The organism is Nakamurella sp., assembly GCF_044224575.1.
Classification (GTDB): Bacteria; Actinomycetota; Actinomycetes; order Mycobacteriales; family Nakamurellaceae; genus Nakamurella.
The window spans coordinates 144,831-157,663 of record NZ_JBGAKE010000012.1 but is presented as its reverse complement, the minus strand read 5'-3'; the positions used below and the strand labels follow the sequence as shown (position 1 = coordinate 157,663).

Here is a 12,833-nt window from a genome sequence, read left to right as displayed (position 1 = left end):
AGTTCGAACTGCGTTCGGTTATCGAACGCCGTTCGATCTGAGAGGTTCCGCATGACCACACCCCCACCGGAGGACGCCGCGCGGACCGCGACCACCGACGCGTCGATCCCCCTGGGCAGCCCACCCGCTGCGCCGGCCCCCTCACCGGCGCTGGACGGCCGCCGCACCTACCCGTCCCTGCGGGCCGCCTGGATCCCCCTCGCCGCGCTCTGCCTGGCCTTCTTCGTCGAGATGGTCGACAACACGCTGCTGACGATCGCGCTGCCGACCATCGGCCGCGACCTGCAGGGCAGCACCACGTCCCTGCAATGGATCACCGGGGCCTACTCGCTGACCTTCGGTGGGTTGCTGCTGACCGCCGGGTCGGTCGCCGACCGGTTCGGTCGCCGTCGCGTCCTGCTCATCGGGCTCACCGCTTTCGGGCTGATGAGCCTGGCGGTGCTCGCGGTGACGACGACCGGCGAGCTGATCGCGCTCCGCGCCGGGCTGGGCATCGCCGCGGCGGCCATGGCACCCATCACCAACTCGCTCGTGTTCCGCCTGTTCGACGACCAGATGCTGCGCATGCGGGCGATGACGGTGATGATCGTCGTCGGCATGAGCGGCTTCATCCTCGGCCCGCTCATCGGCGGGACGGCCCTGGCGCACGTCGGCTGGCAATGGCTGCTTCTCGTGAACGCGCCGATCGCCCTGATCGCCGTCGTCGGCGTGCGGCTCGGCGTGGCCAAGGATCGACCGGCGGACCTCACCTCGGACCCGCTCGACATCCCCGGCGCCGCCCTGACGATCCTGGCGATCGGCCTGGCCTGCTACACCCTGACCAGCGGCGTCGAACACGGTTGGCGCGCGATCCCCACCCTGCTGTCGGCGGCCGGTGCGGTCGCCGCCGGGATCGGCTTCGTCGTGCGGGAGCGGCACGCCGCCGCCCCGATGCTCGACCTGAACCTGCTGCGGAACCGCACCGTGCGCGGGGCCACGGTGGCCCAGCTCGCGGCCGCGACGGCGATGGCCGCCGTGATGTTCGGCCTCGTCCTGCACTTCCAGTTCGCCTACGGCTGGAGCCCGGTGGTGGCCGGGTTGGCCAACCTGCCGTTCATCGTCACCATGCTGGCCGCCACTCCGCTGACCGAGCGGCTGGTCGCCCGGTCCGGACGGCGGGTGGCCTGCCTGGCCGGCGCGGGCGCGTTGACCGTCGGCCTGGCCTGGCTGGCCTGGGCGGTCGACCACGGCTTCCTGGCGATCGCCGCCGGCATGGTGGTGATGACCTTCGGGCTGCGCACCGTCATGACGATCTGCGCCGTCGGCCTGATCGATGCGGTGCCGGAGAACCGGACATCGCTGGGCGCCGCGCTCAACGACACGGCCCAGGAGGTCGGCAGCAGCATCGGGACCGCGCTGCTCGGCACCTTGATCGCCGCGCTGGTCGTCACGGTCCTCCCGCTCGGGGCCTGGAGCCCGGAGTTGGTGAACTCGTACTACCACGGGGAACGCGTCGCGTTCCTGGTGCTGACCGTCCTGGTCGGCGCGGTCGCGCTGTTCGGGGCGGCCACCCTCGACGACTCTCGTTCGGCCGAGGAGAAGCACGACATCCCTGCCTGAAGAGCCGGTCTCGGCTCGCCCCGGTCAGCCGGGGTGGACGTCGAAGGTGAACCCGCGCGCTCGCAACCGGTCGACCAGCCCGACGCCCAGCGCGACCGCCGGGGTGAGCACGCCGCCCCGCCGGCCGTCGCGCCGGGAGGCGGCCAGCTCCAGGGCGCTCTGCGCCAGCATCACCGAGGTGGCCGCGTACCCCGGGTCCCCGGACGCGGCCACGACCGCCCGGTAGCGAGCGCCGGACGTGGTGGCGGCCCGCACCTCCAGCCGGAAAAACCCTTCGCGTTGAGCCTTCTCGCTCGGACCCTGGCCCGGGGACGGCAGCACCCGGTCCACCACCGGCGACAGCCAGGGCTGACCGACCGCGACGCCGGCCAGCGCCTGCCCCGCGGTGGCGACAGTCGCGGCGACCGGGGACCACCAGGAGTCGCCGGTGGCCACGAACTCCCGGTAGCGCAGCGCGCGGCCATAACGATGCTCGAACAGCGCATTGCTGCGCCGGACCACCCGGGTGTTGTACGGGGCCATGACGAACGGGGCCACCCAGGTGCCGTCCGGCAGGCGCGACGGCGGCCCGACGTCCGGCTGCCGGCCCAGATCCGGTTCGGCGGACCGATCCGGGCTCAGCGCATACGGGTCGGCGACGTCCCGGCGCAGCTCCGGGTGCGCCCGGATCTGGCGGAGCTGGTGGCGCAGCGAGTCGACGGTGCCGCCGCTGAACCCGCCGCGGACCTGGCGGACCAGCAGATCGACGTCGGTGAGCTCACCGGCACCGTCGGCCGACGCCCGATCGGCCAGCAACAGCACGGCCAGGTCGCTGGGCACCGAGTCGAACCCGCAGGAATGCACGACCCGCGCACCGGTCGCGGACGCCCGGTCGTGCGCGGCCGCCATGCTCTCCCGCACGAACAACACTTCACCGGTCAGATCGGCATAGTCGGTCCCGGCCTCCGCACACGCCGTGACCAGCGGCAATCCGTGCCGGGCGTACGGGCCGACGGTGCTCACCATGACGCCGGTCGAGGTCGCCAGCCCGTGCAACGCCGCCTCGTCCCCGCTGTCTGCGGTCAGCGCGGGCCACGGCATGCCGATCCCGTCCCGCACGTCTTCGACGCGGGAGCGCGTGCGTCCGGCCAGCGCGATCCGCATGCCGTCCGGGGCATGCCGGGCCAACTGCTGCGCGACCAGCCGCCCGACGAACCCGCTCGCGCCGAACAGGACGATGTCGAACTCGCGATCTGCCATGCCCTTCACCTTCCATCGTGCGGTCCAGTCGTGCCGGTTCCATCGTGCTGTCCAGTCGTGCCGGCCGAGTTGCGGCTCCGGCTCGGTACCCGCTGTCGCGCCGGGCTGTCATCGGGAGATCGGCTTGAGATCGAGCCGGACTGTTGTCAAGGCTTCGGCTGGTCAGCCGGCTCCGTTGAACGTGGTGACGCCTCACTCCGGTCCGGCACGTCCCGGCCCTGGAATCGGCCGCGCTTGTGAGGCCGCCATGTGGGCAGTAGGACGGGCGCACTCAATCTGGCGACGCTGGAGTTGACTGTTCAGCGCGGTCCGAGTGGGCTTCATGGGTCACCGAACTCGTGGGTGCCTCATCCCAGGCCAACCGCTGGACGTGACTGCCGTCGGTGCGGAGCGCGGGTGCACACCTGCTCAGCGGGCGCTGTCGGACTCTCATGAGACGGTCCGAGGACGACAGGGCGGAGCCACCCCCGGCCGCGCGGGGGGCGTCAGTATGTTCGCCTGCGGACCCGCGTCGGCTGTCTCTCTCTATTGCTGTTTATCGAGTTCAGATTGCTTATTTCGTACGGAGCCACCCCCGGCCGCGCGGGGGGCGTCAGTATGTTCGCCTGCGGACCCGCGTCGGCTGTCTCTCTCTATTGCTGTTTATCGAGTTCAGATTGCTTATTTCGTACACTTATGCCATACTGAATCATGGACACGGCGGTGACCACCCTCGACGACGTGCAGGACGTCGCCGCGACGGTCGCCGCCGGTCTGGACCAGCTGCTGCACGCCGAATACTGGAAGCTCCCCGGCGATGACCTGCTGGCCGCGGCCCGCGCGGTGGAGCACCTCCGGGCGCCGGGCCGGGCGCCTCCGGCCGTTGTGGCTATCGGCGCGGGTCAGCCGTTGCGGGGCCCGGCCGGGTCGGCCGGTCGTGGTCGGCCGGTCGCGGCCGGCCAGCGGTGCCGGGCCCGGTCAGGCTTGGGCCGGCAGGACGTGGTCGCCGACCTTGTCGGTGGACAGGTCGAGCGAGCAGATGTAGGCGTCGTGCGTCTCGCACTTGACCATGTCCGGACGTTCGTAGTCGAGCCGGCAGACGTGGCAGGTCAGGCGCTCGTCGGACGGGTTGCCGTCGGCGTCGAACATCGGGAGCTCGATGCCGTCGTCGGTGCGCCGCAGGTAGTACTTGCCCTTGGTCACCACGGCCATCAGCGGGGTCAGGACCAGGGCCAGCACGATCGCGACGATCGGCGAGAACGGTTGGATCGCCGAGCCGAACACGCCGAAGAACACCGCGATCGACAGGCCCGCGGACAGGATCACCGAGACGAAGCCGACCGGGTTGAACGCGTAGAGCATGCCGCGACGGAACTCCGGCACGGTCGGCGAGATCTTCAGCAGGCCCTTGTTGATCACGATGTCGGCGGCCACGGTGACCACCCAGGCCATGGCGCAGTTCGCGTAGAAGCCCAGGATGGTGTTCAGGACGCTGAACATGTTCAGTTCCATCAGCAGCAGCGCGACGGCCAGGTTGAAGATCACGAACACCATCCGGCCCGGGTAGCGCTTGGTCACCCGGGTGAACGAGTTCGTCCAGGCCAGCGAGCCGGAGTAGGCGTTGGTGACGTTGATCTTGATCTGGCTGATCACCACCAGCACGACGGCCAGCGTCATGGCCGCCCAACCGGGCAGGAACTGCTCGTAGACGGTCAGGAACTGATGCACCGGCTCGTTGGCGGTAGCCGCCGCATCCGGGGTCAGTTTGGCAATGATGTAGACGGCGACGAACAACCCGACGATCTGCTTGATCGCCCCGAAGATGACCCAGCCCGGTCCGGCCAGGATCACCGCCCGCCACCAGGAGCGCCGGTTGGACTCGGTGCGCGGCGGCATGAACCGCAAGTAGTCGATCTGCTCGGCGATCTGCGCCATCAATGACAGGCAGACGCCGGCGGCCAACATCATCGCGGCAAAGCTGGGCGCGCCGTCACCGTCGGCTCCCTGGTACTGGAAGAACGTCTCGACCGAGTCGGGGTGGCTGAGGACCAGGTAGGCCATCGGGATGACCATCAGCACCAGCCACAGCGGGGTCGTCCAGACCTGCAGTTTGGCCAGCGCCTTCATGCCGTAGATGACCAGCGGGATCACCATCAACGTCGAGATCAGGTACCCCAGCCACAGCGGGATGCCCAGACCCAGCTGGAGGCCCTGGGCCATGATCGAGCCCTCGAGCGCGAAGAAGATGAAGGTGAACGTCGCGAAGATGACGTTGGTCAGCACCGAGCCGTAGTAGCCGAAGCCCGACCCGCGGGTGATCAGGTCCAGGTCGATGTTGTACCGGGCCGCGTAGTAGGCCAGCGGGAAACCGGTCACGAAGATGATCACCGCGGCGATCAGGATGCCCCACAGCGCGTTGACGGTGCCGTGCGCGATCCCGATATTGGCACCGATCGCGAAGTCGGCCAGGTAGGCGATGCCACCCAGCGCCGACGTTGCGACCACCCCGGTCCCCCACCGGCGGTACGACCGCGGAGCGAACCGGAGGGTGTAATCCTCCAACGTCTCCTTGGCCGCGTCCATCCCGTGGAAGTCCTCATGGGTGGGCGGCACGGCCGGCGGAGCGTCCGGACCCGCGGCTGGGGCCGGCGCCGGCTTGCGTTCGATGTCGGTCATAGTGACCTCCCGAGACGATGGGCGGGCGGCCGATCGGGCGGCAACGCCGACGTTGGCGTGGGCACCGATGGCCGGGAGCAGCGCCGGGCAGGTGGGCCGGCCGCTCGTCGCACGGAACGCTAGGCGCAGAGCGTGACCGGCAGGTTTCGCTGCGTAAACATCGCGCGGCATCGGAGTCACCGGCGTCGCGGTCGACCGTGCGAAACTGCGCCCCATGCTGATCGGCCTGACGCTCGCTGCCCTGGCCGCTCTCGGCTCGGGCGCCGGGTCGGCGATCGAGGCGTTGGGGGTACGACGAGCGGCCCACCGCACCCGGCGACCGGGGGACGTCGGGGCCCTGCTGCGCGAGCCGGTCTACTTCGTCGGGCTGACCATCGATCTGCTGGGGTTCGCCTTCACCGTGCTGGCTCTGCAGGTCCTGCCGCTGTACCTGGTCCAGGCCGTCGTCGCGTCGAGTGTCGCAGTCACCGCGGTGATCTTCGCGGTGATCGGCCGGCCGCTGGACCGGGCCGGTTGGGTGGCGCTCGGCGGCACGCTGTGCGGCCTGGTACTGCTCGGCCTGTCGTCGCAGCCGCACGACGTCCCGCCGCTGGACCCGGTCTGGTATTGGCTGCTGCTGGCCATGGCCCTGCCCATCGCCGCGCTCGGCCGGGTGGCGGTACGGCTGGGCGGCCCCGTCTCGTCGGTTCTCCTGGCCCTGGGCGCGGGGCTGTGCTTCAGCTGCGTCGCGGTCGCGGCCCGCAGCCTGGACGTGCCGCAGCCGCTGTGGCACGTCATCGTCGACCCGGCGATCTGGGCAATCGTGGTCAACGGCGTCGTCGGCACCGCCCTGTTCGCGCTGGCCCTGCAACGGGGCCGGGTGACCGTGGTCGCCGCCGTTTCCTACACCACCAGCACCGTGGTGCCGTCGGTGATCGGGCTGCTGTTCCTCGGCGACGAGGTTCGCAGCGGGTTCGCCCTGGTCGCCACGGCCGGTTTCCTGATCGCGGTGAGCGGCGCGATCGCGTTGGCCCGCTTCACCCAGCCGTTGCCGATGACGCCGGGCCAAACGACCACCGGGCCGGCCGCCTCCCGGTGAAGGTCAGCGGCGCCGGGCGGGAATGGGGTCGTCCGGCCTGAGCAGGCCGCTCTTGTACGCGACGGCGACGGCCTGCGCCCGGTCCCGCAGGCCGAGCTTGGCGAAGATCCGGCCGACGTGGGTCTTCGTGGTCCCTTCACCCACCACCAGGTGGTCGGCGATCTCGGCGTTTGAGAGGCCATGGGCCATCAACACCAGCACTTCGCGCTCGCGCGGCGTCAGCCCCTGCACCTCGTCCGGTCCGGGTAGCTCGGACGGCGGGTGCGAGGCGAACTCGTCGATGAGCTGCCGGGCGACCGCGGGGTCGAGCCAGCCCTCGCCGGAGGCGACCGCCCGGACCGCCGCCACCAGCTCGTTCGGTGCGGCATCCTTGAGCACGAAGCCCGTCGCGCCGGCCCGCAGGGCGGCGTAGACCGCGTCGTCGACGTGGAAAGTGGTGAGCACCAGCACCTTCGGTACGTTGCCGGTGCGGTGCACATCGCCGATGATGCGCCTGGTCAGTTCGACCCCGTCCATGCGTGGCATCCGGACGTCGGCGATCACCACGTCCGGCCGCCGCAACCGCACCAGGTCGACGACCTCGGGCCCGCCGTCCAGGTCGGCGACCACTTCGATGTCGGTCTCGCCGGCCAGCAGCAGGGCGATTCCGGAGCGGACGATGTACTCGTCGTCGACGACGACGACCTTGATCATCGCTCCGCCCCGTCCGGGGGCCCGACGACCTCGGCGGCACGCGCGTTGCGGCCCTGCGACGGGACCGTGGGTCCGGTAGAGACCGGCAGCCGCGCGGCCACCCGGAAGCCGCCGGGATCGGTGGGCCCGGCCGAGAAGTCGCCACCGGCGACCGCAACCCGCTCGCGGAGGCCGGCCAGCCCGTGGCCGCCGTCGGAAACAGCCGCTGTCTCCGCTTCCGGTCCGGCGGGCGAGCGGACGCCGACGCCGTCGTCCTCGACGGCGACCGTGACCTTCTCCGGTTCCCATTCGATCGTGACGTCGACCCGCGCGCCGGCCCCGAGATGCTTGGTGACGTTGGTCAGCGCCTCCTGGATGACTCGGTAGGCGGCCAGGTCGACGCTGGCGTCGAGGCGGCGCGGGTCGCCGGTGACCTCCAGCGTCGCGGCGACCCCGGACGAGCGAACGGCCGCCAGCACCTGGTCGACCTGCGCCAGCCCAGGCGTTGCCGCCTCGCCACGGGAGTCGCCCTCGGTCTCCCGCAGCAGGGCCAGCAGCCGGCGGAGCTCACCCATGGCGCGCTGCCCGGAGTCCTCGATCAGGGCCAGTGAGTCGGCGGCCCGGTCGGGGTCGGTGCGCACCACCCGCTGGGCGCCGGCCGCATGCAGCACCATGATGGTCACCGAGTGGGCGACGATGTCGTGCAACTCGCGGGCGATGCGCAGGCGTTCCACGGACACAGCCTGATCGGCGATCGCCCGTTGCTGCGCGACCTCGTGCTGGTGGGCCGCCTCAAGTTCGGCCAGCCGCCGCTGGTGCCGTCCCGACCACCAACCGATCGTCCAGGCCAGGACGAAGCCGGCCGTGTAGAACACCGCCGAGCCGACGGCGGACGTCAGCCGACCATCCGGTGATGCCTGCATGACGGCCCGGCCGACCAGCAGCGCGATCGGCACGACGGCGCCCGCCAGGCACCACAGGGACACCCGCGGCGCGCGGAGTTGCGCGACCCCGGCCAGCGCGATCAGCGGAACCACAAAGGGGAAGTAGTAGTCGGTGACGAGCAGGGGCGGCACCGACATCACCACGGACGCGGCAAACACCAGAACCGGGGCGCGCCACCGGAACAGCAGCAGCGCAACGCCGGCAGCCGAGTAGACCACGATCGCCACCCGTTCGGCGGCCGTCACGCCCTCGGGCCGCAGCAGGCGGGAGAAGACCAACACGTCGACCAGGAAGACCAGCGGCAGAACGATGAGGTCGACGCGGTGCGCCGACCTGAATCCGCTCTCCCCGGACCTGATCAGCACAGCCACCCGAAGATAGTGCACCAAGCGGCCGCGGGCCGGCGCATCCCGGCCGGGCGTTGCCGGCCGACGGGTCCGGCGATCAGCAGGATCTCGTCGATCGCCCGGGTGGCCTCGCCGACGTGCACGACCAGATCACCGGTCGGCCGCCGAAGAACCGCCGGATCGGCGTTGGTGACAAATGGGTCCGGGTGGTGCGGGAGAGCGGGCCCCGGGCCGCCCGCTGCCGGCGAGGACATCCGGCCGAGAGTCGGGCCACCACCGTGCGACAACTCGGGCCTCCATGCATGCGGCGTCCACCCCTCCCCGTCCTGGCGCGACCACCCCACTCGCGTACCCCTCGTCCGCGACTGCCGATGGCGACCACGGCCCGGGGCATAGCACCGGCCCAGCTCGTTCCGCCCGCCCATGCTGTCGGTTGAACGGCCGGGATGCATCAGCCTGCGTAGGGAACTCCGCCGAGGTACCACAGTCATACCCACCTGGCCGTCGTATGACCTGGGTGATACGCCGCGTGGGTGGCAGCGGCTCATTTCCGGAGCTGGGCGGCCGTCATCGGGCAGCAGACGCCGGCCGCTCCGGGGTCGGCGTTGCCGGCGCCGCACCGGTGCGGCGCCACCTATCCGGTGGGCCCGAATCGTTCGACCCGGACGTCCGGCGAGGCACAGCCGAGTTCGACCAGCAACTGGCTGGCGAATTCGGCGAACCCCGCGGAGCCGCAGACGAACGTCGTCTCGTGACAGGTCGCCAGCGCCCGCAACTCGTCGGCGGTCAACCGGCCCGCCGGCCGGTCGCCGTACGGGGTCCGGCTCAGCGCGATCAGGGCACCCGCCGCCGCCAGCTCGTCCGGGAACGGCAGATCCGGCAGGGCGCGCGCCGACACGGCCAGTTGCAGCAGGTCGGGCCGGCCCAGGGCCCGCGCGTGCCGGAGCATCGCCACCAGCGGCACCGCGCCGCTGCCGCCGGCCACGCCGATCGCCGGCATCGTCGCGTCCCAGACGAACCAGCCGCCGATCGGGCCGCGCACCTCCAACTCGTCGCCGGGCGCGACCTCGTCGGCCAGGAACGGCGAGACCTCGCCGTCCGGGATGCGTTCCACCCACAGCTCGACCAGCGGGTCCGACGGCGGCGAGGCCACCGAGTACGAGCGCTGCGCGGTGTACCCGTCGGGCGCCCGGAGCCGGACCACGTAGTGCTGGCCGGGCAGGTGGTCGATCCGGTCGCGGACGTCGAGCCGCAGGATCACCGCGCGGTCGGTGGGGTGCATCACCTCGCGCACGGTGGCGGTGGTCCACCGGCCGGTCGGCGCCGGCGCGAAGGCAGGCACCGTCCCGCCGGGTGTCATCAGCGAACCGGCCGGCGCCGGGTTCGCGTCGTCGAGCACGTCAGTCACCCTGGTACCGCTGTTCCAGCCACGGGTCGCCCCGGTCGTGGTAGCCGTTGCGCTCCCAGAAGCCCTGCTGATCGTGATCGAGCAGGGTGATCCGGGAGATCCACTTGGCCGACTTCCAGAAGTACAGGTGCGGCACCAGCAGCCGGACCGGCCCGCCGTGATCGCGCGGCAACGGCCGGCCCTCGTGCGCCCAGACCACCCAGGCCTTGCCCCCCGTGACGTCGGCCAACGGCAGATTGGTGGTGTACCCGGTGGTGGACGTCGCCAGCACGAAGCTCGCCGCCGGCTGGGGCACGGCCGCGGCCAGCAGGGTGTCGACGCTGACCCCGTCGAAGTTGGTGGCCAGCTTGGACCAGGTCGTCACGCAGTGGATGTCGCCCTCATACCGGGACGGCGGCAACGCATGGGCCTGCGCCCACGTCCAGGTCGTCGGGGTGTCCACCAGACCGTCGACGGTGATGGTCCAGCGGTCCGGCTCGATGCGTGGGGTGACCTCGGCGGTCAGCACCGGCCAGTCGGCGCCGACGTCGTACTGTCCCGGCGGCAGCCGCGGGTCGCGCTGCCGCCGGCCGGTGAAGCCGCGGGTGATTCCGGCCATCACACCTCCTGCATTTGTTCGTTCGACCGAAACATCATCCCCGACCGACCCGCTCCGGGTCATCGCGGCTTGATGTGCGGGGCCAACACCGGACAGGCAGCGCAGCTCAGGGCGGGGTCGCTGTGATCGTGGGACTCCGCCGGCGTCGCCGGGTGGGTCGGATTGCGGATGGTGACCAGGGCCAGCAGGCCGCCGGCGGCACACACGGCGCCGGCGATCAGCACGGCCCGGTGGAAGCCGGCGGACATCATGGCGGGATCGGCGTAGGCCGCGGGACTGAGCCCGGCCAGCGCCGGCAGCACCGCGACCGCGATCAGGCCGGCCACCCGGGCGACGTCGTTGTTGATGGCCGAGGCCACCCCGGCCTGATGGTCCGGGGCGGCCGCGAGCACGGTGGAGGTCAGCGGGGCGACAGTGGTCGACAGGCCCAGCCCGAACAGCAGCATGGGGCCCAGAACGGCGCCGAGATAGGTGGCGCCGGCATCGACCCGGGACAGCCAGACCATCGCCAGACCGGCCACGATCGGGCCGACCGTCATCGGCAGGCGCGGGCCGATCCGGGCCGCCAGCCTCCCCATCCGCGCGGACAGCAGCAACATCATCACGGTGATCGGCAACGTCGCGGCGCCGGCCTCGACCGGGCTGAACCCGGCGACCAGCTGCAGCTGGACCGGCAACAGGAACAGCGCGCCGGCCAGCGCCGCGTACACGGCGAAGGTCACCAGGTTGGCCGCGGTGAACTGCCGCTCGCGGAACAAGCCGAGGGGCAGCAACGGCTCCGCCGTGCGGGTCTCCACCAGCAGGAACAGGGCCAGCAGCACGGCCCCGGTCGCGGTGACCGCGATGGTCACCGGGGTCCACCCGTTGGCCGGCCCCTCGGTCAGCCCGTAGATCACGCCGCCCAGGCCGACCGAGGCGAGCACCGCCCCCGGCACGTCCAGCCGGCCCGTCGCCTGCTCGTCGCGCGATTCCGGAACGTACCGCCGGGACAGCACGACCACGACGACCGCGATCGGCAGGTTGATCAGGAAGACCAGCCGCCAGCCCCACGGGGCGACGCCCACCAGCAGGCCGCCGATGATCGGCCCCAGCGCGGTGGCCACACCACCCAGCCCGGACCAGGCACCGACCGCGGTGGATCGGTCCTCCCGGCGGAACGAGGCCTGCAGGATGGCCAGCGACCCCGGGGTGAGCAGCGCCGCGCCCGCGCCCTGCAGCGCGCGCATGGCAATGAGCACGCCGGTGCTCGGGGCGCCCGCGCAGCCGATCGAGGCGAGGGTGAACCAGATGACGCCGATGATGTAGACCCGGCGCCGGCCCATCCGGTCCCCCAGCGACCCGCCGAGCAGCAGCAGACCGGACAGGGTCAACGTGTAGGCGTTGAGCGTCCACTGCAGGGCGGTCAGCCCACCGCCCAGATCCTCGCCGATCCGGGGCAGCGCGACGTTGACCACGGTGCCGTCGAGCATGGCCAGGCCGCTGCCGAGCACGGTCGCGGTGAGCACCCACTTGCCGCGGGCCGAGGCGTACGCCAGCCCGTCGGGTGGGCCCGGCTGCGCGTTCGTCTGCTGGCCCACCACCGGCTCGCCTCCGTTCCGTCCGTTCCCGGACTGATCGACCCAGTGTGCGCCGCACCCCTCCCGCGCGGATCAAGAAGGCCTGCGCGGATCAACTGCCACGCGATGGGACGGGTGGGACGTCTGTCAACGGCTTCATCCGCGCGGATGATTCATGCCTGCGTACGGTAGGCGACCATGGGCCGAACGGACGAGGCATCGCTGTTGATCCACGCCCCCGCCGCGCGGGTCTGGGCGGCCGTCGCCGACCCGCAGTCCCTGCAGGCCTGGCTGCCGCCGACCGGGATGACCGGTCGGGTGGAGCATTTCGATCTGCGGACCGGCGGCACCTACCGGATGGTGCTGACCTACCGGGATTCGGGCGCCGGGAAGTCGAGCGCAGACTCCGACGTCGTGCGGGGCCGGTTCGTCGAGGTGGCCGACGGCGACCGGATCGTCCAGGCGGTCGATTTCGTCTCCGACGACCCGGATTTCGCCGGCACCATGACCATGACCTGGTCCCTGACGGCGCGGGGGTCGTCGACCCTGGTGACGTTCCGCGCCGATGACGTCCCGGCGGGCATCAGGGCGCTCGATCACGCCCGGGGATTGACGGATTCGCTGGTCGGGTTGGGCCCGTTTTGTCGAGCGGCCGGACCGCTGATTTCGCCGGGGGCGAACTCCGTCCGGGCCGGGGAACAATCCCACGCTCAAGAGCCTTGAGTGCTGCAGACTC

The 12,833-nt window shown here is 71.4% G+C and carries 11 protein-coding genes; 3 read left to right on the top strand and 8 right to left on the bottom strand.

The window, feature by feature from the left end; all coding sequences use genetic code 11:
• Positions 1 to 51 precede the first annotated feature (51 nt).
• Positions 52 to 1,599, top strand: a complete 1,548-nt coding sequence (locus tag ACILSK_RS15350) for an MFS transporter (protein ID WP_395728040.1) — start codon at positions 52 to 54, stop codon at positions 1,597 to 1,599.
• A gap of 24 nt (positions 1,600 to 1,623) precedes the next feature.
• Here the strand turns inward: ACILSK_RS15350 and ACILSK_RS15345 are convergent, their stop codons facing one another.
• Both ACILSK_RS15345 and ACILSK_RS15340 read right to left on the bottom strand, forming a co-directional pair.
• Complete coding sequence (locus ACILSK_RS15345; RefSeq protein ID WP_395728039.1) at positions 1,624 to 2,838, bottom strand: saccharopine dehydrogenase family protein; 1,215 nt, start codon at positions 2,836 to 2,838, stop codon at positions 1,624 to 1,626.
• Positions 2,839 to 3,795: 957 nt separating this feature from the next.
• Positions 3,796 to 5,493: a purine-cytosine permease family protein gene (locus ACILSK_RS15340; protein WP_395728038.1), complete on the bottom strand. Its 1,698-nt coding sequence runs from the start codon at positions 5,491 to 5,493 to the stop codon at positions 3,796 to 3,798.
• Between the two features lie 214 nt (positions 5,494 to 5,707).
• Here ACILSK_RS15340 and ACILSK_RS15335 point away from each other — a divergent pair, with 214 nt between their 5' ends.
• The gene (locus tag ACILSK_RS15335; protein ID WP_395728037.1) at positions 5,708 to 6,571 is read left to right on the top strand and encodes a hypothetical protein; all 864 of its coding nucleotides are present in this window, start codon (positions 5,708 to 5,710) and stop codon (positions 6,569 to 6,571) included.
• A 3-nt stretch (positions 6,572 to 6,574) separates the two neighbouring features.
• Here ACILSK_RS15335 and ACILSK_RS15330 read toward each other — a convergent pair whose 3' ends face one another.
• The 6 genes from ACILSK_RS15330 to ACILSK_RS15305 all read right to left on the bottom strand — a co-directional run bounded on the left by ACILSK_RS15330 (position 6,575) and on the right by ACILSK_RS15305 (position 12,118).
• Positions 6,575 to 7,264 carry a response regulator gene (locus ACILSK_RS15330; RefSeq protein ID WP_395728036.1) on the bottom strand — a complete coding sequence of 230 codons (690 nt, stop codon included), beginning with the start codon at positions 7,262 to 7,264 and terminating at the stop codon, positions 6,575 to 6,577.
• Positions 7,261 to 8,559 carry a sensor histidine kinase gene (locus tag ACILSK_RS15325; RefSeq protein ID WP_395728035.1) on the bottom strand — a complete coding sequence of 433 codons (1,299 nt, stop codon included), beginning with the start codon at positions 8,557 to 8,559 and terminating at the stop codon, positions 7,261 to 7,263. The genes ACILSK_RS15330 and ACILSK_RS15325 overlap by 4 nt, the downstream gene beginning before the upstream one ends.
• The gene (locus ACILSK_RS15320) at positions 8,547 to 8,789 is read right to left on the bottom strand and encodes a hypothetical protein (protein WP_395728034.1); all 243 of its coding nucleotides are present in this window, start codon (positions 8,787 to 8,789) and stop codon (positions 8,547 to 8,549) included. The genes ACILSK_RS15325 and ACILSK_RS15320 overlap by 13 nt, the downstream gene beginning before the upstream one ends.
• A 380-nt stretch (positions 8,790 to 9,169) precedes the next feature.
• Entirely contained in the window at positions 9,170 to 9,898 is a 729-nt protein-coding gene (locus ACILSK_RS15315; RefSeq protein ID WP_395728076.1) for an FAD-binding oxidoreductase, read from the bottom strand.
• A gap of 37 nt (positions 9,899 to 9,935) precedes the next feature.
• A complete protein-coding gene (locus ACILSK_RS15310; RefSeq protein WP_395728033.1) occupies positions 9,936 to 10,541 on the bottom strand; it encodes a sulfite oxidase-like oxidoreductase in 606 nt (201 codons plus the stop codon).
• 59 nt (positions 10,542 to 10,600) lie between these two features.
• Positions 10,601 to 12,118: an MFS transporter gene (locus tag ACILSK_RS15305; protein ID WP_395728032.1), complete on the bottom strand. Its 1,518-nt coding sequence runs from the start codon at positions 12,116 to 12,118 to the stop codon at positions 10,601 to 10,603.
• A 177-nt stretch (positions 12,119 to 12,295) separates the two neighbouring features.
• Here ACILSK_RS15305 and ACILSK_RS15300 point away from each other — a divergent pair, with 177 nt between their 5' ends.
• Positions 12,296 to 12,820 carry an SRPBCC domain-containing protein gene (locus ACILSK_RS15300; RefSeq protein ID WP_395728031.1) on the top strand — a complete coding sequence of 175 codons (525 nt, stop codon included), beginning with the start codon at positions 12,296 to 12,298 and terminating at the stop codon, positions 12,818 to 12,820.
• Positions 12,821 to 12,833: the final 13 nt, after the last annotated feature.

Bases quoted from the DNA above. Each gene is read 5' to 3' on its own strand.
- ACILSK_RS15350 (WP_395728040.1), top strand. From the start codon at position 52: ATGACCACACCCCCACCGGAGGACGCCGCGCGGACCGCGACCACCGAC.
- ACILSK_RS15345 (WP_395728039.1), bottom strand. From the start codon at position 2,838: ATGGCAGATCGCGAGTTCGACATCGTCCTGTTCGGCGCGAGCGGGTTC.
- ACILSK_RS15340 (WP_395728038.1), bottom strand. From the start codon at position 5,493: ATGACCGACATCGAACGCAAGCCGGCGCCGGCCCCAGCCGCGGGTCCG.
- ACILSK_RS15335 (WP_395728037.1), top strand. From the start codon at position 5,708: ATGCTGATCGGCCTGACGCTCGCTGCCCTGGCCGCTCTCGGCTCGGGC.
- ACILSK_RS15330 (WP_395728036.1), bottom strand. From the start codon at position 7,264: ATGATCAAGGTCGTCGTCGTCGACGACGAGTACATCGTCCGCTCCGGA.
- ACILSK_RS15320 (WP_395728034.1), bottom strand. From the start codon at position 8,789: ATGTCCTCGCCGGCAGCGGGCGGCCCGGGGCCCGCTCTCCCGCACCAC.
- ACILSK_RS15310 (WP_395728033.1), bottom strand. From the start codon at position 10,541: ATGGCCGGAATCACCCGCGGCTTCACCGGCCGGCGGCAGCGCGACCCG.
- ACILSK_RS15300 (WP_395728031.1), top strand. From the start codon at position 12,296: ATGGGCCGAACGGACGAGGCATCGCTGTTGATCCACGCCCCCGCCGCG.